This window comes from Micromonospora carbonacea (assembly GCF_014205165.1).
Lineage (GTDB): Bacteria > Actinomycetota > Actinomycetes > Mycobacteriales > Micromonosporaceae > Micromonospora > Micromonospora carbonacea.
In genome coordinates, this window is the sequence record NZ_JACHMZ010000001.1 from 2,257,299 (window position 1) to 2,281,469 (window position 24,171).

Consider the following 24,171-nt stretch of genomic DNA (forward strand, 5'->3'; position numbering starts at 1 on the left):
CGCCGGAGCCCGCGCTTTGCGGGCTCCGGTGACCCTCTCCCCACCCCCCGCCCGCCAGGAGGCACCCCATGCCGCCCGAGCACACCAGCTACCAGCCAACTGGCCCGGCACTGGTCCGGGCCAGCACCGATCCCGGCGACCTCGGCCCCGGACCGTCAGCCGACCTCATCGGCCCGGCAGCGCCCGCGCGTGAGGGCCTCGCCTGGCTGGCCAACCGGTGGACACGCCCTGACGTCCGGGACGCCATCTCGATGGCCAGCCCCGGCCTCGCTGCACGCGTCAGCCAACTCCTCACCCCCAGGGCCGCCGAAGCGACAGCCGCCGCCGTCCGCCGCGCGGTCCTCGCCACCGCCTCCTATCTGCTGCGATGGCAACGCCGAACGACGCCGTTCGGACTGTTCGCCGCCGTCACCACAGCGACCGTCGGTCCGGCGGCGGCAACGATCGGGGACAGGCACCGCGCTGCGGCACGGGTCGACGGGGAATGGCTGACGCACGTCGTCGACAGCCTCGAGTCCCGCCCCGATCTCCAACGACGGCTGACCGTGGTCGCCGACAGCGCAAGGTTCGTGCGCGACGGCCGCGTCATCGTCGCCGCCCGGCCGCTGCCGGGCCAGCGCTCGCCTGGACCACCCCGCGAAACCTCCACCACGAACAACCGGGCCGTACGACTGGCCCTTGCCCACGCGGCGCGGCCGATCCACTTTCCTCAGCTCGCCGCGCGGATCGCGGACGAGATACCCCACGCGGCTCCCGCAACGATCGGGGCGATGCTGCACGGCCTCGTGGGCGGCGGCTTCCTCATCACCAGCCTCCGCCCGCCCATGACCGCCACGGACGGCCTGGCCCATGTCATCGACGTGCTGGATGCCGCAGGGGCCGCCGAGTTGAGCGCGGTGGCACCGATCCTCGACCGGCTCAAGGCGATCGGTGAGCTGATCGCGCGACACAACGCGTTGGCAGATTCCCGCGAGGCGGCGCGGACCCGGGCCGCAGCGATCAGGGCCATGGCGACGCTGGCACCCGACGCCGAGCACCAGCTCGCCGTCGACCTGCGGCTCGACGCCAAGATCAGCATTCCGTCCCGGGTGCTCGACGAGGTGGCACTCGCCGCCGAACTGCTGCTCCGCCTGACCACTCAGCCGTTTGGATCCGTCGCCTGGCTGGACTACCACGCCCGGTTCCGTGACCGGTACGGCCCCGGAGCTCTGGTGCCGGTCCGCGACCTGGTCGCAGATTCCGGCCTCGGCTATCCCACCGGCTTTCTCGGCGCACCCCGAGCACGCCCGGCCTGGCGGATGCTGACCGAGCGTGATGTACGCCTGGCCGCGCTCATCCAGAAGGCGACCCTCGACGGCACCGACGAGATCCGCCTCACCGATGCCGACGTCGACGCACTCACCGTAGGTAACCACGCCACCGCAGTCCCGCCCTGCCGGCTCGAACTGGGCTTCGCCGTGTACGCGGCCAGCGCCGAGAAGGTGGACCGCGGGGCCTACGAGCTGCGGATCACGGCCGCCCCCAGAACGCCGACCAGCATGGTCGGGCGGTTCGCCTACCTTCTCGACCCTGCCGAACAGGCGCAGATCGCCGCGTCCTACGCCCACCACGCCTCTGACGCGGACCCGACGCACCCGGTCCAGCTGTCGTTCCCACCCCGCCGCACGCACAACCAGAACGTCACCCGCGTCGGCACACTCCTGCCCGACGTGCTGTCCCTGTCCGAGCATCCCGACGGCCCGACGGTCACCGTGGACGACCTCGCCGTCACCGCCGACGCCGAACAGATGTACCTCGTCCACTGGCCGACCGGTCGGCGCGTCGTCCCGCACATCCCGCATGCCCTGGACACCACCGTGCAGACCCCGCCCCTGGCGCGGTTCCTCGCCGAGGTCGCCGACGCCCGCAGCGTCGTCTTCGGTCCGCTCGACCACGGCGCAGCCGCCCGCAACCTGCCCTACCTTCCCCGTATCCGGTACGGCCGCATCATCCTGAGCCCGGCGCGCTGGCTGCTCGCCGGAACTGATCTCGCCTCGGGTGACCCGCGAGGCGACGAGCCGGCCGCGGGCCGGTGGGAAACGTCCCTCGCCGCCTGGCGGCAGCAGTGGCGGGTACCGGACCGGGTGGTGGCCTGCCACGGCGAGCTTCGCCTGCCCCTCGACCTCGGCCGACCGCTCGACCGTGCCCTCCTGCGAGCCCGGCTGATCCGTGCCGGTCGGCTCGAGCTACGAGAAGATGCCCCGCCCGACGGTTACGGATGGACCGCAGGCAGACCTGCGGAGTTTCTCACCTCGATGACCCTGACCACGGTCCCGAAGCGCACGCCGCCGGTCACCGCCCCACCCGGCGACACCTTCCGGCCCGGAGCGTCCACCATCGTCCACGCCCGGCTGGTCGGCAACCCGGCCCGCACCGACCAGTTGCTCACCGCGCACCTGCCGAAGCTGGTCGACAACCTCATCGGCCTCGGTCTGCGGCGCTGGTGGTTCAGGCGGCACCGCGACACCATCCGCGTCGAGGCCGACCAGCACCTGTCCCTGTTCCTTCGGTTCAGCGAACCAGGCGCGTACGGACCCGCCGCCGCCATCCTGGCGGAGTTCGCCAACGGGTTGGCGGCTCAGAGTCTGCCCGCCGAACTCGTCCTCGCCGCTTATCACCAGCATCCCGCCCGCTACGGCCACGGCCCCGCCCTCCTCGCCGCCGAGAAGGTCTTCGCCGCCGACACCGCCGCCGCCATCGCGCAACTTCGCACCGCCGACCTGGCCGGCATCCCGGCGCAGGCGCTCGCCGCCGCATCGATGGCGCGACTCGCCGCAGCCTTCGCCTCGCGCCCCCACCCGGGCTATCGGGCGCTGCTGGCCTGCCTCCGCGAAGCCACCGAACCAGCCGAGCGCACGCTCACCGACCTGGCCCGTCGCCTGGCCGACCCCGCCGGCGACCATCAGAGCCTGCGAGCCCTGCCCGGCGGGGACGCCGTCGCGGACACCTGGCAGATCCGCGATCTCGCGGTGCGCGCGTACCACGACTGCCTGCTGCCACAGCGCGACCCCGGGAGCGTGCTGCGGACCCTGCTGCACGAGCACCACATGCGTGCGGTCGGCGTCGATCCCGACTTCGAGCGCAGGACAAATCACGCCGCGCGAGCAGCCGCGATGCGCTGCCTGGCACAGGCAGGTCCGCGATGACGGCCACCGCCGGGCCCACCGGCACCCCCGTTTCCGGAGCGGGCCGACAGTCCCTCGCGACCGGCGCCGTCGGCCCCGCGCTCCTGGCCATCGAACGTGCCCTGAACGGTGCGGGGGACTGGACCACCGCACACCACCTCGTCACCCGAGCCACGAGCAGCCCCATCGACGCCGGAAGGCACACCGGCCTCTACCACGGCGCACCCGCCGTCCTCTTCCTGCTCAACGCGGCGACCGCCGACGGCCGCGACCGTTACGCCGCCGCGCGTCAGAGCCTCACCCGCCACGTGCGGCGGCTCGTCCGCCAGCGGCTGACCGCAGCGGACGACCGCCTCCGACGTGGCCAGCCCAGCACGTTCGCCGAGTACGACATCTTCTACGGCCTCGTCGGCACCGGAGCCCTGCTGCTCCGCCACCTGCCCGACGCCGACGAACTCGGCGACCTCCTGACGTACATCACGCGACTGACCCGATCCTGCACCCACGACGGACAGCGACTACCCGGCTGGTGGGTCGGCCACGACCCCGACCCGACCCTGCCCACCCCCGGAGGCCACGCCAACTTCGGGATGGCCCACGGCGCAGCCGGCCTGCTCTCCCTGCTCGCCCTCGCCGACAGGGCGGGCCACCGGGTTCGCGGCCAGACGGAGGCGATCGAGCGCCTGTGCGCCTGGTTCGACCGCTGGCGGCAGGACGACGTTGCCCAGGGATCGTGGTGGCCCCAGTGGCTCACCCGCGACCAACTCCGCACCGGCCGTCCCACCCAGGCGGGGCCGGGCAGGCCCTCGTGGTGCTACGGCGCGCCCGGGATCGCCCGTGCCCTCCAACTCGCCGCCATCGCCATGAACCATGCCGCCCGGCAGGCCGACGCCGAGGCCGTACTCGTGGCCTGCCTGAACGACCAGCAACTCGACCGGCTCACCGAACCCGGGGTCTGCCACGGTCTGGCCGGCCTCCACCACACCGTGCTCCGGGCTGCCGCCGACGCGAAGACCCCGGACATCGCCGCGCGGCTGCCCGCCCTCACCGAACGCCTCACCCGCCACGAACCCGACCCGGACGACGGCTTCCTGACCGGTCGCACCGGCCACCTCCTCGCGATGGAGACCGCCCGCGCCGCCGCGCCACCCAGGACCAGGTGGGACGCATGTCTGCTGATCGTCTGACCACCGGAGCGCCCGCCGCGGTCGTCGCCCTCGTCGAAGCCGTCCTCGGCGGGGCCGCGCTGGAGACGACAGCCGCAGCCGCCGGTATCGCCCCGGACGAGCTCGACACCGCCGTTCAGACGTACCGGGCCGGGGGTATCGCCGCCCTGGAGATCCGCCACGACAACGCCTGGTTCCAGGCGCGCGTCCGGCCGATCGACTGGGCCACCGCCGAGGCCGTTTTCCGCACACGGATCGGCCCACAGCTCGACCGGCTCGGTGATAACCGAGCATCCTGGTGGTTCCTACGCAAACACCCGAGCTGGCGGATCAGGATCCGCACGACCGACCATGGCGCAGTCGGTGCGCTCCTCGACGACCTCGCCGCCGTAGGAGTGATCGCGGGCTGGGACCCGGGCATCTACGAGCCCGAGACGGCCGCGTTCGGCGGGCTGTCCGCCACCGCGATCGTGCACGAACTGTTCTGCGCTGACAGTCGCGGCGTCCTCGCCTACGCCGGGCACGACCAACCACCGATCGGCCGTCGCGAACTGTCGCTACTGCTGCTGCGGACGCTCCAGCACCACGCCGGCCTGGACTGGTTCGAAGCCGCAGACGTCTTCGACCGGGTAGCCCAGATGCGTCCCGCACCTGCGGCCACCGAGTCGTCACGTGTCGCGGACCTCGCCGCGCGGATGCGACCCCTGCTCGCGCTTCCGGACGAGGCCCGCACGGCACTGTTCGCCCCCGACGGACCGCTCACCGACGCCTGCGACTGGGAAACAGCATTCGCGGACGCTGGCCGCAAGCTCGGCCTGGCTGCCGCCAGCGGACGCCTCGGCCGGGGCATCCGGGCGATCCTCGCCCAGATTGTGATCTTCCACTGGAACCGGCTCGCCCTGCCCGCCCACGCGCAGGGCATCCTCGCCCATGCGGCGACCACCGCCATCCTGCCCGGGAGCTGATCGTGCACCACGACACCGTCGCCGCCGCAGCGCGCCGCTTCCCGCTCCTCGGCCGCCCCCGCCCCGACTGCCCAGCCCTGCCCCTACGCATGAAGGAGATCACGGACGCGGCGAACGCCGCACTACGGAAACCCGGTCACGGCATGGCCGACGCGGCGCACGTACTCAACAAGGCCGCCCTCATCGCCAGCGACGCCGGACTGCCGGACCTCGCCAGACGAATCTGCTGGCAGCACATCGACGCCTACCTGCGACTAGCGCGTCCTCTCACCGTTCTGGAAGCCCGTTACATGCTCGAACCCGTCCTCAACCTGGCCCGCCTGCAGATCCGCGCAGAACAAGGCGCGCCAGCGCTGCGACTCATGGAGGCCATGCATGAAGCGGTCACCCGACACATCGACCTGGTTGTCGGCGCCCGCACCCTGCCCACCGCCAACCTCGTCGGTGATCGCGCCGAACGACGCATGCTCCGCCAGTGGGTCTGGCTTCAACTCATCGGCGAAGGCACGCGCGTGCTGGCCTTGGACGGACGATGGGACGAGGCAGCCGAGCACGCGCGAAGTCACAACGGCATCGGTGCTCACCTGATGGAGGGCCGGCAGGCCGTCATCATCGCAGCGTGCCTTCAGGGCGACCCCGAGTACGGCCGTAGGGTCCTTACGGAAAGCGCGCTCACCCAACCGTGGGAGCAACAGGTCGCCGCCTGCCTCAGCCTCATGTGTGCAACGCAGGCCCGCCCCGCCATGCCCCAGCACCTCACCGTGCTGACGGAGCGGCTCGCCCTTCCCATCACGGCACCGAACTACGCGTCCTACCGCGCGCGGCTTGGACTCGCGGGAGCCATCCTGGCCAACGCGACCCAGCCCGAACTGGCGACCCGACTTCTGCACCACACCGCGCGACAGGCCATCGACACCGCCGACGGTTACGCCGCCCGCGACATCCTCGGCTTCCGCGAACCCCTGCAAGGCATCACCGCCGACCAGCACGCGGCCCTGCGCCACATCGCCACCACGGCGGGCCTCGGGCTCGGTGAACTACCGGAGGAAGTGGTACGCCACCTCGCCACCGCAGCAGATATGGCGGTGCAGGCGCTCGCGGCACCAGCAGCGGCTGCGCCGGCAGCGGGGCTGGGTAGAGCTTGAGGCAGATGCCGCGCTACGCCCCTCCGCGCTGGCCGATTTGGACGCGCCGGTGTGGGACGAGACCGACACGAACCTGCGTCGGTAAGATGAAGATTACGGGTGTGCCCCTGGCTGGCATCGCCGAAGGGTGGCTGACCATCGAACCCCAGGAGCTCGTCGCCGTCCTACGAGGCGGCCAGGTCACCGTCGAACTGGTCGACCGGATGGAAGAGGGCCTTCCGCGACTACGCTTCCTGGAGGCGACCCGGGGCGGTGACCAAGCTCGGGCCCTCATCCACGCCGAACTCGGCATGGTGGTGGATGTCCTTGACCGATCCGCCTACACGGCTGTGGCAGGTCAGCGACTGTACGCCTTGGCGGCAGAACTCGGCCGGATGGCCGGCTGGGCATCGTTCGATGCTGGCCTGCACGCAGCGGCGCAGCGCTACTGGATCGCCGCACTACACGCCGCCGCCGACCGACTGCTGGGAGCCAACATCCTCAAATCGATGAGCCTTCAGTGCTACGACTTTGGCCGTCCCCGAGAGGCGCTGGAGCTGGCGCGAAGCGCCCAGGAGGGCGCTAAAGGGGTGACCCCACGCGCCGCCGCGATGCTGGCGCTACGGGAGGCCAGGGCTCACGCAGCGATCGGCGACAGCAAGGCATGCGAACGCCTCCTCAAACAAGCCGACGCCGAGTTTGATCGCGTAACGTCGACCGACACAGAGCCCGCCTTCCTCGGATACTTCGACGAATCCGAGTTCAACGCCCAGGTCGGAACCTGCTACCTGGATCTGGGGCGAACGAAAGAAGCCGACGCGTACCTCAGTCATGCGCTGCGGGTGGTCCCCGCCACCAAGGTGCGCGACCGGGCTACCTACGTGATCCGCCGCGCGTCGGCACAGGCGCAGCTCGGGGACGCCGACTACGCCGCGTCGCTTGTCGCGGAGGCGATACCGCTGATCCGTGAGGCGCCATCGGAACGGAACATGCGCCGCGTCGTTCGAGTGCGGCAACGGCTCCCGTTCACCAAGGCCGACCCGCGCGCTCGCGCCCTCGATGACCAGCTCGCTACCCTGGGGGTCTGATCATGGCTGACGACATCAAGGTCGCCGTAGTGACCGGCGCCAACCGTGGGCTCGGCTCAGCCATCGCTCGTGGGCTGGCGGAGCAAGGTTTGCATGTGGTGCTGGCCGGCCGGAACGAGTATTCCGTCGACCGCGTGGTGTCCGACCTGACGAAGCGCGGACTGTCCGCCAGCGGCCACCAACTCGACATCAACGACCCGGCCAGCGTGGCTCGGGCCTTCGCCGACACTGCCAAGCGACACGGCCGGCTGGACGTGTTGGTGAACAACGCTGGCATCGCGATCGACCGCGGTCAGACCGCAGCGAGCCCCGACTTCGAGCGGGTCCGCAGCGCCTTAGACACCAACCTGCTGGGCGCCTGGCGCTGCTGCGCCGCCGCCGTGCCGGAGATGAAAAAGAACGGCTACGGCCGCATCGTCAACATCAGCAGCCACCTCGCTTCGCTCGCCACCATGGGCGACACGAACGTCTCCTACCGCGTGTCCAAGGCGGCCCTCAACGCGCTGACCCGGGTCCTCGCGGCCGAACTCGCCGGCACCGGCATCCTGGTCAACGCATGCTCACCGGGACGCATGAACACCAGGATGGCGTACGGCGAGACCGACCGGACGCCTGAGGAAGGTGCCGACACACCCGTGTGGCTCGCTACCCTGCCATCGGGCGGCCCGACCGGCGGCCTGTTCGCCAACCGCGTGCCGATCGACTGGTAGCTGCACGAACTCCTCACTTTTATCCAACGTCACCTCTCACCAACAGGAGCGGCTGAGCCCGGTTACCAAGGCCCCCGCGCGTGCGGGGACGACACGAACAGGCCGAGCACGTGGTAGTAGCGCGGGGAAAGACCCCCGCGCATGCGGGGACGACTAGGCGGCCCCGATCATGTGCTGCCACACGGACGGAAGACCCCCGCGCGTGCGGGGACGACACTTGCTTACCTGGGGCTTTATCGAGCGGGGAATGCGAAAAAGTTCGGTCGGCTCATCGGGTCGATTCGGGTTCGCGGGGCAGCCTCGCGATGGAGGTCGGTCGTTGCCTCATCCTACGGTCCCTTGGCCGTTGCGGGCGCGGGCAGAACCTGTGATGGCATGTACCGCAGGGGGCGGTTGCGTCCACGGAAGTGGTGTACGACTTGCCCGTGTTGGGCGTGTTGCGTAGATGAGAGACGGCCATCGCGTCGATCCTTCAAGACGACCAAGTCAGAGAAGGAAGAGAGAACGCGATGGCCGCTTCAGAGAGTGTGAACCCCGTTGACCTGCTGCGCGAGCAGATCGAGGGCGCGTCGCCGGACGTGTTGCAGGCGATGATCAAAACGTTCGCGCAGGCGGTGATGTCCGCCGAGGCCGACGCGATCTGCGGCGCCGGTTACGGACAGCGCAGCGACGAGCGGGTCAACTCCCGCAACGGCTACCGGCCTCGGGAGTGGGACACCCGGGCCGGCACGATCGACCTGGCGATCCCGAAGCTGCGGCAGGGCTCCTACTTCCCGGACTGGCTGCTGACGCACCGGCGGCGGGCCGAGCAGGCCCTGGTCTCAGTGGTCGCCACGAGCTATCTGCTCGGGGTGTCGACGCGGCGGGTGGAGAAGCTGGTCGAGCAGCTCGGGATCCGGCAGCTGTCGAAGTCGCAGGTCTCGGAGATGGCCGCCCACCTGGACGCCCAAGTCGAGGCGTTCCGCAACCGGCCCCTCGACGCCGCCCACTACACGTTCGTGTGGACCGACGCGTTGACGATGAAGGTCCGCGAGCACGGCCGCACCGTCAACGTCCACGCTCTGGTCGCCGTCGGGGTCAACGCCGACGGCCAACGTGAAGTCCTCGGCGTCGACGTCGCCTCGGACGAAGACGGGGCCGGATGGCTGGCATTCCTGCGGTCCCTGACGGCCCGCGGACTGTCCGGCGTCCAGCTCGTCATCTCCGACGCCCATCGCGGCCTCGTCGCAGCGATCGGCGCCGCGCTGCCCGGCGCCGCCTGGCAACGATGCCGCACCCACTACTTGCGCAACCTGCTCACGAAGGTCCCCAGATCGGCGCAGCCGTGGATCGCCACCCTCGTCCGCACGATCTTCGACCAGCCCGACGCCGACGCCGTCCACGCCCAGTTCCGGCGGGTCGTCGCCACGATCGAAGCGAAGTTCCCCGCTGCGGCCGAACACCTCGACGCCGCCCGCGACGACCTGCTCGCCTTCACCGGCTTCCCCCGCGAGATCTGGCGCCAGATCTGGTCCAACAATCCCCAGGAGCGGTTGAACAAGGAGATCCGCCGCCGCACCGACGTCGTCGGCATCTTTCCCAACCGGGCGGCGATCATCAGACTCGTCGGCGCGGTCCTGGCCGAGCAGACCGACGAGTGGACCGAAAGACGCCGCTACATGGGCCTGGAACTCCTCGCCAAAGCCCGCCTGATCACCGTCGACACCCGCCAACACGACACCGACCAGCCCAACGCAGCACCAATCGCCGCATAGCATCAGACCGGATCACGCGATGGCCGTCTCTTACACCACCAGCGCGGACGTGACCGTTTGGCCTTCCCGGAACCGGCGCAGACCCCGCTTCATCAAAGCGGAGAACTCAACGTCAAGTGCAGGTGCAAACCTCCCCATGGCCTGCCTTGCAGGTGACCGGGCATCTGGTGGTGCTCGTCCGGAGGACGGCCCAGCCGCCCCGCGCGGCGTCTGTCGCTGGTCTGTGACCGCCGACGGGATGCCGTCCTCGCCTGGCGCGCTCGACTGCGTTCAGTGCGAAGAGTTGCGTTCATCGTAAAAGAGTGTGCAGAATGTAAGGCATGAGTCAATGGGACATCTTCACGGACGTGGCCGCGATCCTGTGCCCGATCCCGCGACCCGAACCTGGCGAGGAAGACTTCGACGGCTTCCTCGCCGCGCGCGACCAAGCTGTCGAAGACCAGGAGCGCATCGTCGAAAACCTGCGGGCCGCGTGGGAGGGGGGCGACCAGGATCCGTTGATCGGGGCATTGGCCACCGCTCGCCGCGCGAAGGAGGAGGCGGAGCAGCGGATCCGCGAGTTGCTCGCCTATGGCCGCGAGTTCGTCCAACCCCGCCCCTACACGTTGGGCGACCTGGCCGCAGCCGCCGGCATGTCCATCTCCGGCGTGCGCACCGCCTACGGCCATCGCGACGTCGCCCAGGTGGCCGATGCCACCGGCGGCAAGCCCCGCGAGTGGCGAGCCCTCGACTCCGATGACCGAAGGGCAACGGCATGAGCGCAGCGACGTGCACCTGCCCGATCCGCTGGCGGTGCCTCTACGCCATCATCGAAGGCGTCCGCTACGAAGTAGTCCCGAGTCCCGTCGACACCGCAATCAGCCTGCTGTTTCGGGGCTGGTGCGCCGGCTGCGGTGTCGAGTTCACCCACCCGTTCCGCGTCAGTGCCGCCCGTGAGCGGGCGGCCTGACCAGGCCGCTTCTGGGCGTCGATCCTTCGCTGGCCAGACGAGCAAGTCGATCTCGCGGGTAGCCGACCGACGCCCCGAAGTTGCGAGGTCAGTTAGCCTGTTCGCCATCGTCGTCGAGAGAACCTTCCCTGCATCCCGAGTGAGCGGGGCGCGAGCCGACGCTCGAGCCCCGCTCCAGTCCAGAAGGGTGAGGTCGGCTGAGCGGGATGACGCCGATCAGGCCCAATCCAAGTTGGGTATCGGTTCGTGTCAATCCGCCGACGCGAACCCCTGTCGGCGGCGGCGGGCGGGTCACGATGGGGCTGGCGCTCATCGTACTCGTGCCGATAGTGCCCGGGCCCCGGGCGAGGGTCGGTGGAACCTGGCAACGCGCTGTCGGCTTCTCCCTCTTTTACCCCCCCGAAAACCCACGTTTGTGAGTGATAGGCGTTGACAAGAAGCGATCACAGCACGGGCGTGTCTGTGCAGCTCAGCGCCAACTTTCGACAGGCGGCGACGAGGTTCGGATCGCTACTTTCGGTAACCGCGGGTTCGGGGTTCGAGTCCTTGCCGGCGCTCCAATGATCAAGTGGACTCTTCGAGTTGTCGACGCAGGCGGGGTAGTTGTTTGATTGGAGCGTGGGATGACCGGCTTGCGTATCGAAGTGTTCGATGTTCAGTGTGTGGGCGGGAGCAGCCGCCGTAGGGTCGGGCCGAGGGCGGTGGCGAGGGTGTCGTCGTCGCTGGCGTGTCGGGCGAGTTTGACCACGCCCATTGTGGTGTATGCGGTGGGTCCGTGACTGGCTGCGGTGGTGATGTCTTGCCGGGGAATGTCCGCGAGTAGGTGCCGGATGAGCGCTTCTCCGCCTCAGTATGCTTCGGCGGGGACGGATAGTCTCCCGAGCCACGACAGGAGTATCCCCGCACGGTCGGCTGGTGTGGGTACGGCGGCGGTGAGGTGACCTTTCAGGGCGTCGCGTTGTGACGCAGACAGCGCGCCAGCCTGTTGGCCGTCGAGGCCCACCAGGATCGGTTGCAGCACTTCGGGGACCGCCCGTTAGATCAGGTACGGCCTGCCCGCGTTTCCGGCGGGCCGGAACTGCGGGTGTCCTTCGTGCAGGTTCAGTAGGTCGGTCAGTGGTGCCAGGAACAGCGGGATCTGGTCCGGAGCACCGTGAGTGGCGAGGAGCAGGTGCAACGTGGCGGGATTGCGGGTCGTCGGCCACGGCTGCTCCGGATCACCCCCGCATGCGCGGGGAGCAGGGCTAGGTCTTCGTCGCGACGCGCGGCAACCGGGGATCATCCCCGCGTGCGCGGGGAGCGGCGCCCGTGGGAGGGCGCGCCCCGGCTCGCGGACGGATCCCCCGGCATGGGCGGGGAGCAGGCGGCGGCCACGACTAGGGCGACGCACGCCCAGCGGATCCCCCGGCATGGGCGGGGAGCAGACTCCTTGACCTGGGATGCTAAAGATCGACTGCACTGTTCTGTTCACTTTGGCTGACAGTCCGTTCATGTGGCGTCTTGCTTCTGCTGATGGACTGCAGTTGATGCAGAGAGCATGGTAGCCAACGCTTACCCCGGCGGTGGTGTCGTGGCGACTGAGCTGCCGATCCGGTGGGCGGCGTGTTCGATGTCGCTCTCCCGGGTTTCACGGCCGAGGCTGAGGCGGATGGTAGCTCGCGCGTCGGAATCGGGCAGGCCGATGGCGGTGAGGACGTGGGACGGTTTGGCGTGCCCGCTGGCGCAAGCTGATCCATTGGAGATGGCGAGGTCGGGTAGGGCGTCGATGAGATCGGCGGCGTCGATGCCGGGGATGGTGAGGCTGAGGTTGCCGGGTAGTCGGTGTTCGGGGCTGCCGTTGATGTGAGCGTGTGGAAGGGCGGCGAGTAGTCGGTCGGCGAGGCTGTCACGTAGCTGCGCGATGCGTGGGGTTTCGTGTTCGCGTTCGGTGGCGAGGATGCGTAGGGCTTCGGCGAGGGCGATGGTGCCGGGGAGATTGATGGTGCCGGCCCTGAAGCCGTGCTCCTGGCTGCCGGCGTATTGGGGCCGTAAGGGCGTTCCGCGGCGGATGTAGAGGGCGCCGATGCCTTTGGGGCCGTAGATTTTGTGTGCGGAGATGGTGAGCAGGTCGACGCCGAGCCGGCTGACGTCGATGTCGAGTGCGCCGATGGCTTGGGCGGCGTCGGTGTGTAGTAGCACGTTGTGGCGGCGGGTGATGGCGGCTATGTCGGCGATTGGTTGGATGGTGCCGATTTCATTGTTGGCGTACATCACTGACACCAGAACGGTGTGCGGGGTGATGGCTACGGCGACGTCGGCTGGGTTCACGCGCCCATGGTGATCCACTGGGACGGTGGTGACGGAGTATCCCGCGCGGCTGAGGTGGTCGCAGGTGGCCAGAACCGACTGGTGCTCGATGGGGGTGGGGTCTGCTGCACCGATAGGTGACAGTTTCAGTCACGCGGCCTGACTGGCCGGTGGGGTCATGATGGTCTCGTACTCGATAGGGGTCAACCGGGACAGGGATCGTTGGCGTCGTCGGCGATGGTAGGTCCGTTCGATCCAGGTCACGATCGCGGTCCTGAGCTGCTGCCGGGTCGTCCAGGTTCGGCGGTCGAGGACGTTGTTCTGCAGCAGGCCGAAGAACGATTCCATGGCGGCGTTGTCGCCGGCGGCGCCGACTCTGCCCATCGACCCGGTCACGTCGTGCTGGTTTAGGGCGTGGACGAATTTTCGGCTGCGAAATTGCGACCCGCGGTCGGTGTGCAGCACGCAGCCGGCCACGTCACCACGGCGGGCTGCGGCGTTGTGCAACGCGGTGACGGCCAGGCGGGACTTCATCCGTGAGTCGATGGAGTAGCCGACGATCCGGTTCGACCACACGTCCTTGATCGCGCACAGGTAGAGCTTGCCCTCACCCGTGCGGTGCTCGGTGATGTCGGCCAGCCACAACCGGTTCGGGCCGTCGGCGGTGAAGTCTCGCTTGACGAGGTCGTCGTGAACCGGTGGACCGGCCTTGCCACCCTTGCCGGGCTTCCTGCGCTTGCTGAAGGCGCTCCACCAGCCGTTGTCCGAGCAGATCTTCCATCCGGTGCGCTCTGCCATCGGCTCTCCGGCGGCGCGGGCCTCATCGATCAGGAACCGGTAGCCGAACTCCGGGTCATCGCGGTGGGCGTCGACCAGGGCATTCGCGCGGTAAGCAGCGACGAGTTCGGCGTCGCGGACAGGCCGGGCGAGCCACCGGTAGTAGGGCTGACGAGCGATGTTCAGCACCCGGCACGTCACCGCGACGGGGATCCCGTCGGCGGCCAGCTCGCTCACGAGCGGGTAGAGCCTTTTCCCGGCAGATGCGCCTGCGACAAGTACGCCGCGGCCCGCCGCAGGACCTCGTTCTCCTGCTCCAACAACCGGATCCGCTTGCGGGCCTCGCGCAGCTCGGCTGACTCGCCACCGGTCGTGCCGGGCTTCGCGCCAGCATCAACGTCGGCTTGGCGCAGCCACTTGAACAACGTCATCGGGTGGACCCCGAAGTCCTTCGCGATCTGCTCGACCGTCACACCTGGCTCGCGGTCGCGGGCCACCCGCACGACGTCATCACGGAACTCACGAGGGTAAGGCTTGGGCACAGCGACATCCTTCCAGCCCGCCACCAGGGCAAGCCATCTCAGATGTCACCTACCGGTGCAGCAGACCCTCGCGAGCATCGACGACATCTACTACGGCCTAGCGCTACTACGCTCCGGCATGGCCCACGGCTGCATGATCGTCTCCGAGGCGATCGGGCAGGACGCCATCGAAGGACGCCTGCCCGGCGGCCCCGACTTCCGGCTTGTCGCCTTCGCCGAAGACTTCAACCCGATGCTCGAACTAGTCACCGGCGTGTTCGCCCGCAAAGGCGAACGACAGCAGTACGCACCCACGCATCCCCTCAACATGCTGTGGCACGCCTTCGCCGAAGAGACCCGATCAGCAAACTCGTGACCCCGCAGGAGAACTCACGTGCGCCTGGCATCAATCAACCTGAACAAGCGTCTCGGCAACCCCGCCGCCCGTGCCGAACTCACGGCCTGGCTATACCACCACCGTGTTGACGTGCTCATCGCCCAGGAACCGTGGAAGCCAATCCACCGGACACCGATCGATCTCGCCGGCTTCCGACCGGTCGCCGGAGACGGAGACCTGTTCTGCTGGATCGCCGAACGCTTCGCCACCCCACCTACCTCCCGGCCCGACCGCTTCGCCCAACGCCTCGAACTAGCCTGGCTCGTTATCTACAACACCTACCTCGATAGCGGGTCGACCACCACCCGTAGCAGTCAGCTCGACCAGCTACAGAAGATCATCACTGCCGAACAAGGACGCCCCACGATCGCCTGCGGCGACTTCAACATCGCCCCACGCCCGATAGACGGACTCCACAACGGCCAGGCCAGCACCTTCAACAACAGCACGGACCGGGCACCACTGTCCGCGCTGCTGGCAGACCTCAACCTCGTCGACAGCACCGCGACAGACCCGCCCCAATTCACCATCGAACGACAACACGCCGGGGCACCTAGCCAGTTCCGCTGCGACCTGGCCCTAGTCCCCGCTCACCTACACCCGGCAATCACCGTGCGCTACGACCACACCACCCGCAAGGGCGAGCAGTCATTCACCGACCACTCGGGCATCCTCATCGACGCTCCGGTCACTCTCCCCCCAGCCACCGACGAAGAGCAGGAAACCCTGTTCGCACTGCTACCAGAACCCATCGACGAATCGTTGTACACGCGCAGCGACTACCAACCCCACAAGACCGCCATGACACGCGCCCACCCGTCCCCCTTCGCCCGCACAGTCGTCGACGTCATCGCACCTCAGTTGGGCATCGCCACCATCCTTGACCACGGCTGCGGGCGTGGTAGCGACGTCCACCACTACCGGGCTTCGGGACTGGACGCCGACGGGTGGGACCCCCACCCCGGCTTCGGTCAGGCCATCGAACCCGAACGCCGGTACGACCTGGTCACGAACATCTTCGTACTCAACGTCCTACCCGACCCCTGGCAACGCATCCAGGCGATCCAACATGCCGCCCGATTCGTGCGCCCAGGAGGCCACCTGTTCGTCGTCACCCGCTCGCCAGCCGACATCGATCCTCGGGCCATCTCGGCGAACTGGCGAACGCATCACGACGGATACTGGTCCAGTGAGGCCAAAGGCACGTTCCAGAAGGGCATACCAACTGAGGAGATCATCGCCCTCGGGCACCAGGCCGGACTGCGACCCACCACGCAGCAAATTCCGCTGAAGACCTCACCCACCGCCGGTCAAGCGTTGCTGGTCAAGCCCACGTGAGCTACCTGACCGTCTGCGGGCGTGTTACCTGACCACACGATCCGACGGGAGAACCCTCCACGCTCGGACACCTTCGCCATACGTAACTTCTCTAGCTGGTCTCGATCAACGCCAAGATCACTCGCCAGTGCCAGCAGGACTTCCAAAACGTCTGCCAACTCATGGGGGTCCTCCGAGTCCAAGAACTCATCGACCTCTTCGACCAGCTTGTCCCGCAACAAGCCACGGTATTCATCAGCGCCAGCGACCCTGGTTACCGGCTCCGCCCCCCGCTCGCGGACGATCTCCGGAATCTTGTCCCGGACCAGCTTGGCATGACTCATCGACCCCAGCCCCCAGCGCTATGACAGGCCCTCATGTCCCGACACCGTCCGCGAGTTGGGCCACCGGGCGAGAGTCTAGGTAGCCGGGCGGCAGTTCAACGGCCAGACACGCCCGCTCAAGCGGACATGCAGCGCGTGAAACCCAACGCACTTTGAGTAGCTCCACCCGTCGCACCCGAGTCATTGTCAACGCCGGCTGACCTTTGACCTGGGGGGAATGTGGCGTTTTCGGCCCTGTCCCACATTCGGTGGTGACCGAGGGTGGTCGATGTCGTTGAGACCGTGCGTGCAAGATCGATGATCTTATGAAGATGGTGTTCTCGGGGTTGTCCCCGCTGGTGATCGATGACGCCACGGACGAGGGCGAGCGGATTCTGGTGCGGGCTCGGACCCCTGAGAGAGCGTTTCGCATGTCTGTCAGTCGGGTGTGTTGAAGGTGCGGCGTTGTTGGCGGGTGGCGGGTCCGCTTCGGGTGAGGCGGCCGAGCATGCCGGCGATGGCGGCCCAGCGGATCATGGCTTCCGAGGTGGCCGGTTGGGTTTCGTAGTCGCGGGCCAGCCGGCGGTGCGCGGTCAGCCAGGCCAGGGTCCGCTCCACCACCCAGCGGCGGCGGTGCACCACGAACCCTTGCTGGTCGGCGGGCTTCCGCACGATCTCCACGGTGGTGCGCAGCATGTCACGCGCCCAGTCGACCAGACGCCCGGCGAACCCGGAGTCGGCGAACACATGCCGGATCGGCGTCGCCGCGTACGTGGCGAGCAGGGCGCCCTTCGCGCCGTCACGGTCCTGCCAGGACGCGGCCAGGACCCAGACGGTGACCAGCAGTCCGAGCGTGTCGGTGACGATGAACCGCTTCCGGCCGTTGGCCTTCTTTCCGCCGTCGTAGCCACGGGTGTCGGAGTGCACGGTGTCCGCGGCCCTGACCGACTGGGAGTCGATGATCCCGGCGGTGGGCTCGGGCTGCCGGTCGTGGGCCAGACGGACCTCCTCATGCAGTTCGGTGAGGATCCGATCCGTCACACCCCGCCGGATCCACCGCTGGAAGTGGGAGTACACCGTCTGCCAGGGCGGGAAGTCCACCGGCAGGTACCGCCACGCGCAACCGGTCCGCACCACGTACAGGATGCCGTCGACGATCGCCCGACGAGGATGCTTCTCCGGTCTGCCCATCCACTGCGGCGGCGGCAGCATCGGCTCGACGAACTCCCACTCCGCATCGGTCAGGTCAGACGGGTACCGCCGCACACGATCCATACCCGACTGCCGATCGAACCCAGCCCATCGATCGCACCCACTGTGCGACACACCCGACCAGCACACATCCCAAACGCTCTCTAAGGCTCGACACCCTTCGCGTCAACACCCTTACTGGGTGTAACGGTACGTAATGTGAGTGGCGCTCATATGCGGCATGTGGTCTGGATTCTGCTGCCGGTGAGTGATCGCCTGGCCTGGCAGCTCTCGGCCGAAGAAGAAGCCCGGTGCTGTGAAGGGCGAGGAGGGTGAGAGCGACTCGTGGCTGAACAACCAAGATCGACGGGCCAGGGCTGTCTCGGTTGGCCATGGCGTCACGCGGCCAAGTCCTGTTCGCTGGCGTGGTCTTCCAGTGGATCGTTCCGGTGCCGCACCAACGTGAGGCGGAAGGCTTGCGATACCCTGCGCCGACAACTGCTTCGGAAAGCGGCGCACATGATGGGAAGACCGTCGATCGACGGCGCACGTCACACTGCGAGACTCGGCCTCCTCGTCGCGGTGGCCCTGCTGGGCACAGTCGGGTGTTCGCGCTCTGCGGACACTGTCGAGTCGCGGACCTCTACCCAGCCTTCGCCCAGCTTCAGTCCTGCGGCGATGCGACTCGACAAGCCGGAGAAGCTGCTCGGACGCTGGAACGAATCAGTCGATCGACGACTGATCGGGCTGGCCGAGAAGAACATGGGCTTCTTCAAGAGCTTCGTCCAGGGAGAGCCGACCAGTGCAGTAGGCACCGCCTACGTGGTGGCGAAGGAGCGTCGATCTCCCGAACGCGGGATCTATCGCGATGACGACCGGTTCATCCTTCTCAGTGGGGTGTCCGGAACCGTCACCGCTCCGGATGCCGTGTTGGATGCGGTGTTCGCCGGACTGACGGCTGTCGACGAGGTGAAGCCTGTCTCGTCGGGTCCGCTCGGAGGGAAGGCCCGGTGCGGCGTCGGCCGGAGCGAGGACGTCCGCATCGATGTCTGTGTCTGGGCATCCGCACAGACCCTCGGCATGATCCATTTCGGTGGTCTCACCCAAGCCGACGACCCAGGGGAGAAGTTCAGGCAGATCCGCTCACAGACGGAGCACTCAGCAGGGTAGAACGTCGGGGGCCTTTCGAATGCAGAGCAGTCACTGATAGCCGACGCCGATGGGTGCAAGGTGCGGGCCGACTTCGCCCTCGCCATTCCCCAGTCGGCGTGGTCGTGCCGAGCTCACACCCCAACGAGGCGCTGCACGTATACAACGGCGCCAGGCCCGGGGCGATGCTCTATGACGTCGTGGAGGGTCACCACAAAACCGATTCACCTCCGGTCACCAAACCCGATCCGATTCGGCAATCCGTGTCGGATCCTCTGCCGGGCCCGCCGCCGCAGCCGTGCAGGGCGGCGGAGACTGGAGCATGGCCGACCACCGGCCTGCGCCACCCCCTCCCCACGCCACGGGCGCTCGCTGCTCTACAGCCTCCTCCCCGGCAGGATGCCAAGTCAGGAGGTGTCCGGTCTCAGGGGGTCACTTCACAGCGCTCGCTGTCCTGCTCGCCGATGAAGGACCCAGCACAGAGCTGGACGGTGTGCTGAGTCGCTTGGGCGACCCCGATTATTCGTCCTATGTCGACTGGGCTCGACCGTACGTAGCCACAGCCGAGCCTTAGTGACGGGGGCAGGGGCGCGGCTCGCCGGCCGCGCCCCGGCGCCATGGTGACCGTCATCCAATTGCCGGGAGGACGGTTCGCAGAGTAAGAAGCCTGCCTGGTACCACAGGCTTCTGGGGCAGGCGGGGTTGACCGCAGACAAGTTTTCCTCTTGGCAGGGACGGGAGGGGCCGGTCCCGGCGGCGGAGTAGGCGCGGTGGGACCTGGCGGCAATCTGTCGGTCCCCCTACGGGGGGAACCTCAGCCGGGGAGCGTCGGGACACCGAGGTCCTGGATGAGCGGGCGATCGTGGCGAGGGTTGGGGATCGGCCTGGTTGGCTGGAGCCAGGCTGTGTCTGGTTTCATCCTGTGTCGCGCTGACACATCACCGGTCGGGCGTCAGGATGTGGGCATGAGTCCGTCGCAGCCCGTCGTCGATCCCGGACCCGAGCCGGACGCGACCGTGGGCGGGCCGGTGAATACCGCTGGCGCGCGGTCCAGGCCCCCATCGCCGGACACCACCGCGTCCTCCCCGGATTACCGCTACCTGCTCGACAACGCCCGGGTGGAGGCGGGCGAGCGGTTCACCTGGCTGGCCGAACTGTTCGACGGCGTCACGCGTGGACACTTCGACCGGCTCGGAGTGATGGCGGGCTGGCGCTGCTGGGAAGTCGGTGCCGGAGGCCCCAGCATTCCCGAGGCACTCGCCACGGCCGTCGGACCAACGGGTCACGTGCTGGCCACGGACATTAATCCGGCCTGGTTGGACCCGCGCGGCGGGTACGAGGTGCTCCGGCACGACGTCGTCGGGGACCCGCCGCCGCAGCCAGGCACGTTCGACCTGGTGCATGCGCGGCTCGTGCTCGTTCACGTGCCCGACCGTGCCCGGGCGTTGGCGACGATGGTGGCGGCGCTGCGGCCCGGCGGTTGGCTGTTGGTGGAGGATGCCGACACCGAGTTGCAGCCGTTGGCCTGCCTCGATGAGGTCGGCCCGGCGCAGCGGCGCGCCAACCGGCTGCGGCACGCCGTCCGGGAGTTGATGACCCGCCGCGGCGCCGATCTACGCTACGGCCGTACGCTGCCGCGGGCGATGCGCGCGGCGGGCCTGGTCGATGTCACGGCGGCCGGCTGCTTCCCGGTCGGCGGGGTAGCCTGCGACCGGCTGGAGACCGCGACGGTGCGCATGGTCCGTGCCGAGTTGCTCGCCGCAGGGCTGGCCAGCGACGTCGAGATCGACGCGCACCTGGCCGCCGTCGATGCCGGCGAACTCGACCTCACCCTCGCGCCGCTGATCTCGGCATGGGGACGCCGCCCAGGCTAAGTAGTCTGCCTGAAGTCCTGCAGGTAACTGGGTGGCAGCACGCAGCGGCCGACCTGTCGGCCACCACACCGCAGTGATCACACCTCCAGGCGGGACTAGTGCTCCAGCCGTAGCTGGCGGATTCGGTGTCAGCCACCACCAGCCGCTCGACCCATGCCCCGACCACGATGAGCACCAGCCCGAGGACGACCCGAGCGAACCGGCCGGCGGGCGAGTTGAAGCACCTCAGGACGGGCACGGCCGCCTCCAGCGCGAATAGGAATAACTGGCACAAATATTCGTCAGCGTCTCGCCGAAGCCGCCGCCGGGCCCGCGCTTCACCACCCTTGCGTGGCGGCGGGGCCAAGCGCGTCGGGCAGCTCGTCGCGCCCCCACGGCCAGCAACTCCTCGGCGCCGGGCATGTGCCGCATGCTGATTGCCGGGGTTCGGCAGGACCTGTCGTTCGATCTCGGCCGGGTGCCGCCCTGGATGGTGGACGGGCGTGGGCTTAACGATGTGGGGCATGACAAGCGACATCGCCGTGTTCGCCGAGGACTTGACGAAGTTCTACGGCCGACGCCGAGGCATCGAGGGGCTCACCCTGGAGGTCCGTACCGGGGAGGTGATGGGATTCCTCGGGCCCAACGGCGCCGGGAAGACCACCACCATCCGGTTGCTGCTGGACTTCCTGCGCCCGACCTCGGGCCGCGCGACCGTGCTCGGGCTCGACCCGCGCCGCGACAAGGCCGCCCTGCACCGGCGGATCGGCTACCTGCCCGGCGAACTGGCGTTTCCCGGCCGGGAGAAGGCCGAGGACCTGCTGCGGTTCTTCGCCGAGGCCCGTGGTGGCGTGGCCTGGTCGCAGGTCACCGACCTGGCCGAGCGGCTCGACCTGGACCTGTCCCGTCCGGTACGCGCGATGAGCAAGGGCAACAAGCAGAAGGTCGGCCTGGTGCAGGCGTTCATGCATCAACCGGCCCTGCTCGTCCTGGACGAACCCACCAGCGGCCTGGACCCGCTCATGCAGCAGGAGTTCCTGGGGATGGTCCGCGACGCCCGCGACGCCGGGCAGACCGTGTTCATGTCGAGTCACGTTCTCGCCGAGGTGCAGCACACCGCCGATCGGGTCGCCATCATCCGCGACGGCAGGCTGGCCGCGGTCGAGCGGGTGGAGTCCCTCGGCAAGCGGGCCGTCAGGTCAGTGGAGATCCACTTCGGTGATCCCGTGGAGCCGGCGGAGTTCGTCGTCCTGCCGGGCGTCAGTGACGTGGTGGTGTCCGGGCCGGTGCTCCGGTGCACCGTGGACGGCCGCCTCGACCCGCTGATCAAGGCGGCGGCGCGCCACGACGTCGTGGACATGCTGTCGACCGAGCCGGACCTGGAAGAGACGTTCCTGTCGTTCTACTACCACTGCGAAGGAGCCGGCGATGTTTCCCGCACTGGTGCGTAAGACCTGGCGTGACGACCGCCGCGCGCTGATTGGCTGGGCCGTCGGCGTGGCCCTCTTCACCGTCGTCTACACCTCCTTCTACAGCCAGTTCCAGGGAGCGGCGGAGCTCAAGCAGGACGCCCTGCCGCAGGAGATGCTCGACTTCCTCGGCATCGCCGACATGCTCTCGCCGGCCGGCTACCTGCAGGCGACGGTCTTCAGCCTGATCGGGCCGCTGCTGGTCCTCATGTGCGCGATCACGCTGACCGCACGCACGATCGCCCGGCCGGAGGAGGACGGCGGCATGGAACTGCTGTTGGCCACCCCGTTGTCGCGTACCGCCTTCGCCGGACAGCGCCTCGCGGCCACCGGCAGCGCCATCACGCTGGTCGCGGCCGTCCCGCTGATCCTCCTGATGATCATCGTCCCCCGCGTGGGCATGGACATCGCACTGTCCCACGTCGCGGCCGCCGGAGTCGGCCTGATCGCCCTGGTCTGGTGCTTCACCGGCGTCGCCTTCCTCGCTGGCGCGGCCACCGGAAAGCGTGGCACCGTCCTGGCGGTCACCGGTGTGCTCGGCGTGGCCACCTACCTGGCCAACGCCATCGGCGGCATGTCCGACGGCTGGCAGTGGATGCGCTGGCTCTCACCGTTCCACTACTTCATCGGCACGGACCCGCTGCACACCGGCTGGCATCCGGGCCACCTGCTCATCCTCGCGGGCGTCGGTGCCCTGACCGCAGCTGTCGGGATGGTCCTGTTCGACCGCCGTGACGTCGGTGTCTGAAGCCCACCGTGCGGGTGGCCGACCGCCGTGGGGCGGCCACCGTCGCACGCCGCCGGAACAGCCCGGAAACGATGACACCTGGCTGACCCGAAGCTGCCGAGACCTCCTGCGTGCCACGGCCGGCGAACAGCGAAGCGAGGCCGCCGCCCGGCTCGGCGCCCGCGCCGCTGACGAGGATCTGCAACCGCGTGACCTCGTCAACGGCGTCTTCGCTGCGGCCGGCCGCTCGTGGAGCACGCCCCTCGAACCCACCGACACCGCCGCCGCCGTCCACACCCGCTCCGCGGCGTTGCTGGAATCCGCCCATTCGGTGCTGGTGGCAGCCATGGACGGCTACCTTCGGCAAGCCAGGGCCGAACTGGTTCGACACCGCGCCGAACGAACCGCATTCGTCAACGACCTGCTCGCCGGCCGAGCCGAGCCCGGCAGGCTGGCCGAACGCGCCCACCGCTACGGCATCCGCCTGTCGGCCACCCACACCGTCCTGGTCGCCCGCGCGCCCCGCCTCACCGCCGACATCGTCCACCGCGTCGACGCGGCGCTCGCCGCCCGCTTCGGCGAAGGAAACACCCTCACCACCCTGCGCGACGGCGGCCTGGTCTGCATCAGCGCCGGAGGCCTGCGCGGCATCGGGGCGGAACTGGCGCACCTGCTCCTGGCCGAACTCGGCCCGGACGGCTGGCAGGTGGCCGTCGGTCGCGCCCACCCCGGTGTGCACGGCCTCGTCGACTCGCTCGACGAGGCCCGCAACGCCCTCGACCACGCCGGCAAGCTCGGCTTCACCGCACCCGTGCTCCACGCCGCCGACCTGCTGGTCTTTCCCGTCCTGCTGCGCGACCGCGACGCCATCACCGACCTGGTCACCACCGTTCTTGGCCCGCTCACCACCGCCCGCGGGGGAGCCCAGCCCTACCTGGACACCCTCACCGTGCTCTTCGACAACCAGGGCAACCACACCGCTACCGCCCGGCAGATGCACCTGTCCGTACGCGCGGTCACCTACCGCCTCGACCGCATCCACCACCTGACCGGCTACCAACCCAACGAACCCACCCAACGATTCACCCTTCACGCCGCCGTACTCGGCGCCCGACTGCTCGGCTGGCCAGAGGTCAACGGCCTCTAACTCGTACTGGGACAGTAGAGATTTGCTGATCTAGGCGGCGCGTAGCCGGGGACCGTTGGGGGACCGGCGTGTCTTCAAGTGAGCGCCGTTCCCG

Annotated in this window: 19 protein-coding genes and 1 pseudogene; 16 read left to right on the forward strand and 4 right to left on the reverse strand. The window is 68.7% G+C overall.

Going from position 1 to position 24,171, the window contains the following annotated elements; all coding sequences use genetic code 11:
• Positions 1-68: 68 nt before the first annotated feature.
• The 9 genes from HDA31_RS10025 to HDA31_RS10065 all read left to right on the forward strand — a co-directional run bounded on the left by HDA31_RS10025 (position 69) and on the right by HDA31_RS10065 (position 10,920).
• Entirely contained in the window at positions 69-3,185 is a 3,117-nt protein-coding gene (locus tag HDA31_RS10025) for a lantibiotic dehydratase (RefSeq protein ID WP_178064826.1), read from the forward strand.
• Positions 3,182-4,351 carry a lanthionine synthetase C family protein gene (locus HDA31_RS10030; RefSeq protein WP_178064827.1) on the forward strand — a complete coding sequence of 390 codons (1,170 nt, stop codon included), beginning with the start codon at positions 3,182-3,184 and terminating at the stop codon, positions 4,349-4,351. Before HDA31_RS10025 ends, HDA31_RS10030 begins: the two co-directional genes overlap by 4 nt.
• Positions 4,333-5,295: a thiopeptide-type bacteriocin biosynthesis protein gene (locus tag HDA31_RS10035; RefSeq protein ID WP_178064828.1), complete on the forward strand. Its 963-nt coding sequence runs from the start codon at positions 4,333-4,335 to the stop codon at positions 5,293-5,295. Before HDA31_RS10030 ends, HDA31_RS10035 begins: the two co-directional genes overlap by 19 nt.
• 2 nt (positions 5,296-5,297) lie before the next feature.
• Positions 5,298-6,440, forward strand: coding sequence for a hypothetical protein (locus HDA31_RS10040; RefSeq protein ID WP_178064829.1), 1,143 nt, complete (start codon positions 5,298-5,300; stop codon positions 6,438-6,440).
• Between the two features lie 5 nt (positions 6,441-6,445).
• Entirely contained in the window at positions 6,446-7,507 is a 1,062-nt protein-coding gene (locus tag HDA31_RS10045) for an NsdA family TPR-like regulatory protein (RefSeq protein ID WP_501039825.1), read from the forward strand.
• Positions 7,508-7,509: 2 nt separating this feature from the next.
• Positions 7,510-8,217, forward strand: coding sequence for an SDR family oxidoreductase (locus tag HDA31_RS10050; RefSeq protein WP_178064830.1), 708 nt, complete (start codon positions 7,510-7,512; stop codon positions 8,215-8,217).
• 509 nt (positions 8,218-8,726) lie between these two features.
• Positions 8,727-9,971, forward strand: a complete 1,245-nt coding sequence (locus tag HDA31_RS10055) for an IS256 family transposase (RefSeq protein ID WP_178062888.1) — start codon at positions 8,727-8,729, stop codon at positions 9,969-9,971.
• A 320-nt stretch (positions 9,972-10,291) separates the two neighbouring features.
• Positions 10,292-10,729, forward strand: a complete 438-nt coding sequence (locus HDA31_RS10060) for a hypothetical protein (RefSeq protein ID WP_077940424.1) — start codon at positions 10,292-10,294, stop codon at positions 10,727-10,729.
• Complete coding sequence (locus tag HDA31_RS10065; protein ID WP_077940425.1) at positions 10,726-10,920, forward strand: hypothetical protein; 195 nt, start codon at positions 10,726-10,728, stop codon at positions 10,918-10,920. The genes HDA31_RS10060 and HDA31_RS10065 overlap by 4 nt, the downstream gene beginning before the upstream one ends.
• Before the next feature lie 1,551 nt (positions 10,921-12,471).
• Here the strand turns inward: HDA31_RS10065 and HDA31_RS10070 are convergent.
• Positions 12,472-13,356 carry a cysteine desulfurase family protein gene (locus tag HDA31_RS10070; protein WP_178067423.1) on the reverse strand — a complete coding sequence of 295 codons (885 nt, stop codon included), beginning with the start codon at positions 13,354-13,356 and terminating at the stop codon, positions 12,472-12,474.
• A protein-coding gene (locus HDA31_RS10075) for an IS3 family transposase (RefSeq protein WP_178067077.1) occupies positions 13,357-14,525 on the reverse strand; the annotation gives its coding sequence in 2 pieces (ribosomal slippage) (positions 13,357-14,238 and positions 14,241-14,525; 1,167 coding nt in all).
• A gap of 55 nt (positions 14,526-14,580) precedes the next feature.
• On the opposite strand from HDA31_RS10075, the gene HDA31_RS10080 reads away from it, so the two are divergent.
• Positions 14,581-14,880, forward strand: coding sequence for a hypothetical protein (locus tag HDA31_RS10080; RefSeq protein WP_178064831.1), 300 nt, complete (start codon positions 14,581-14,583; stop codon positions 14,878-14,880).
• Positions 14,881-14,898: 18 nt separating this feature from the next.
• Positions 14,899-16,239: a methyltransferase domain-containing protein gene (locus HDA31_RS10085; protein ID WP_178064832.1), complete on the forward strand. Its 1,341-nt coding sequence runs from the start codon at positions 14,899-14,901 to the stop codon at positions 16,237-16,239.
• Here HDA31_RS10085 and HDA31_RS10090 read toward each other — a convergent pair.
• On the reverse strand, positions 16,212-16,562 hold the full coding sequence (locus tag HDA31_RS10090; protein WP_178064833.1) for a nucleoside triphosphate pyrophosphohydrolase: 351 nt from the start codon (positions 16,560-16,562) through the stop codon (positions 16,212-16,214). The two genes, HDA31_RS10085 and HDA31_RS10090, sit on opposite strands and share 28 nt — an antisense overlap.
• Positions 16,563-16,942: 380 nt before the next feature.
• A pseudogene (locus tag HDA31_RS10095) lies at positions 16,943-17,844 on the reverse strand (IS5 family transposase); the annotation flags it as partial.
• A gap of 566 nt (positions 17,845-18,410) precedes the next feature.
• On the opposite strand from HDA31_RS10095, the gene HDA31_RS10100 reads away from it, so the two are divergent.
• The 5 genes from HDA31_RS10100 (at position 18,411) to HDA31_RS32100 (ending at position 24,077) form a co-directional block, all read left to right on the forward strand.
• A complete protein-coding gene (locus tag HDA31_RS10100; RefSeq protein ID WP_178064835.1) occupies positions 18,411-18,902 on the forward strand; it encodes a hypothetical protein in 492 nt (163 codons plus the stop codon).
• 944 nt (positions 18,903-19,846) lie between these two features.
• Positions 19,847-20,755, forward strand: a complete 909-nt coding sequence (locus tag HDA31_RS10105; protein WP_221486599.1) for a methyltransferase domain-containing protein — start codon at positions 19,847-19,849, stop codon at positions 20,753-20,755.
• A gap of 503 nt (positions 20,756-21,258) precedes the next feature.
• Positions 21,259-22,185, forward strand: coding sequence for an ABC transporter ATP-binding protein (locus HDA31_RS10110; RefSeq protein ID WP_178064836.1), 927 nt, complete (start codon positions 21,259-21,261; stop codon positions 22,183-22,185).
• A complete protein-coding gene (locus HDA31_RS10115) occupies positions 22,163-22,951 on the forward strand; it encodes an efflux permease Rv1217c-related protein (RefSeq protein WP_178064837.1) in 789 nt (262 codons plus the stop codon). Before HDA31_RS10110 ends, HDA31_RS10115 begins: the two co-directional genes overlap by 23 nt.
• Before the next feature lie 325 nt (positions 22,952-23,276).
• Complete coding sequence (locus HDA31_RS32100; protein ID WP_281370174.1) at positions 23,277-24,077, forward strand: PucR family transcriptional regulator; 801 nt, start codon at positions 23,277-23,279, stop codon at positions 24,075-24,077.
• Positions 24,078-24,171 lie beyond the last annotated feature (94 nt).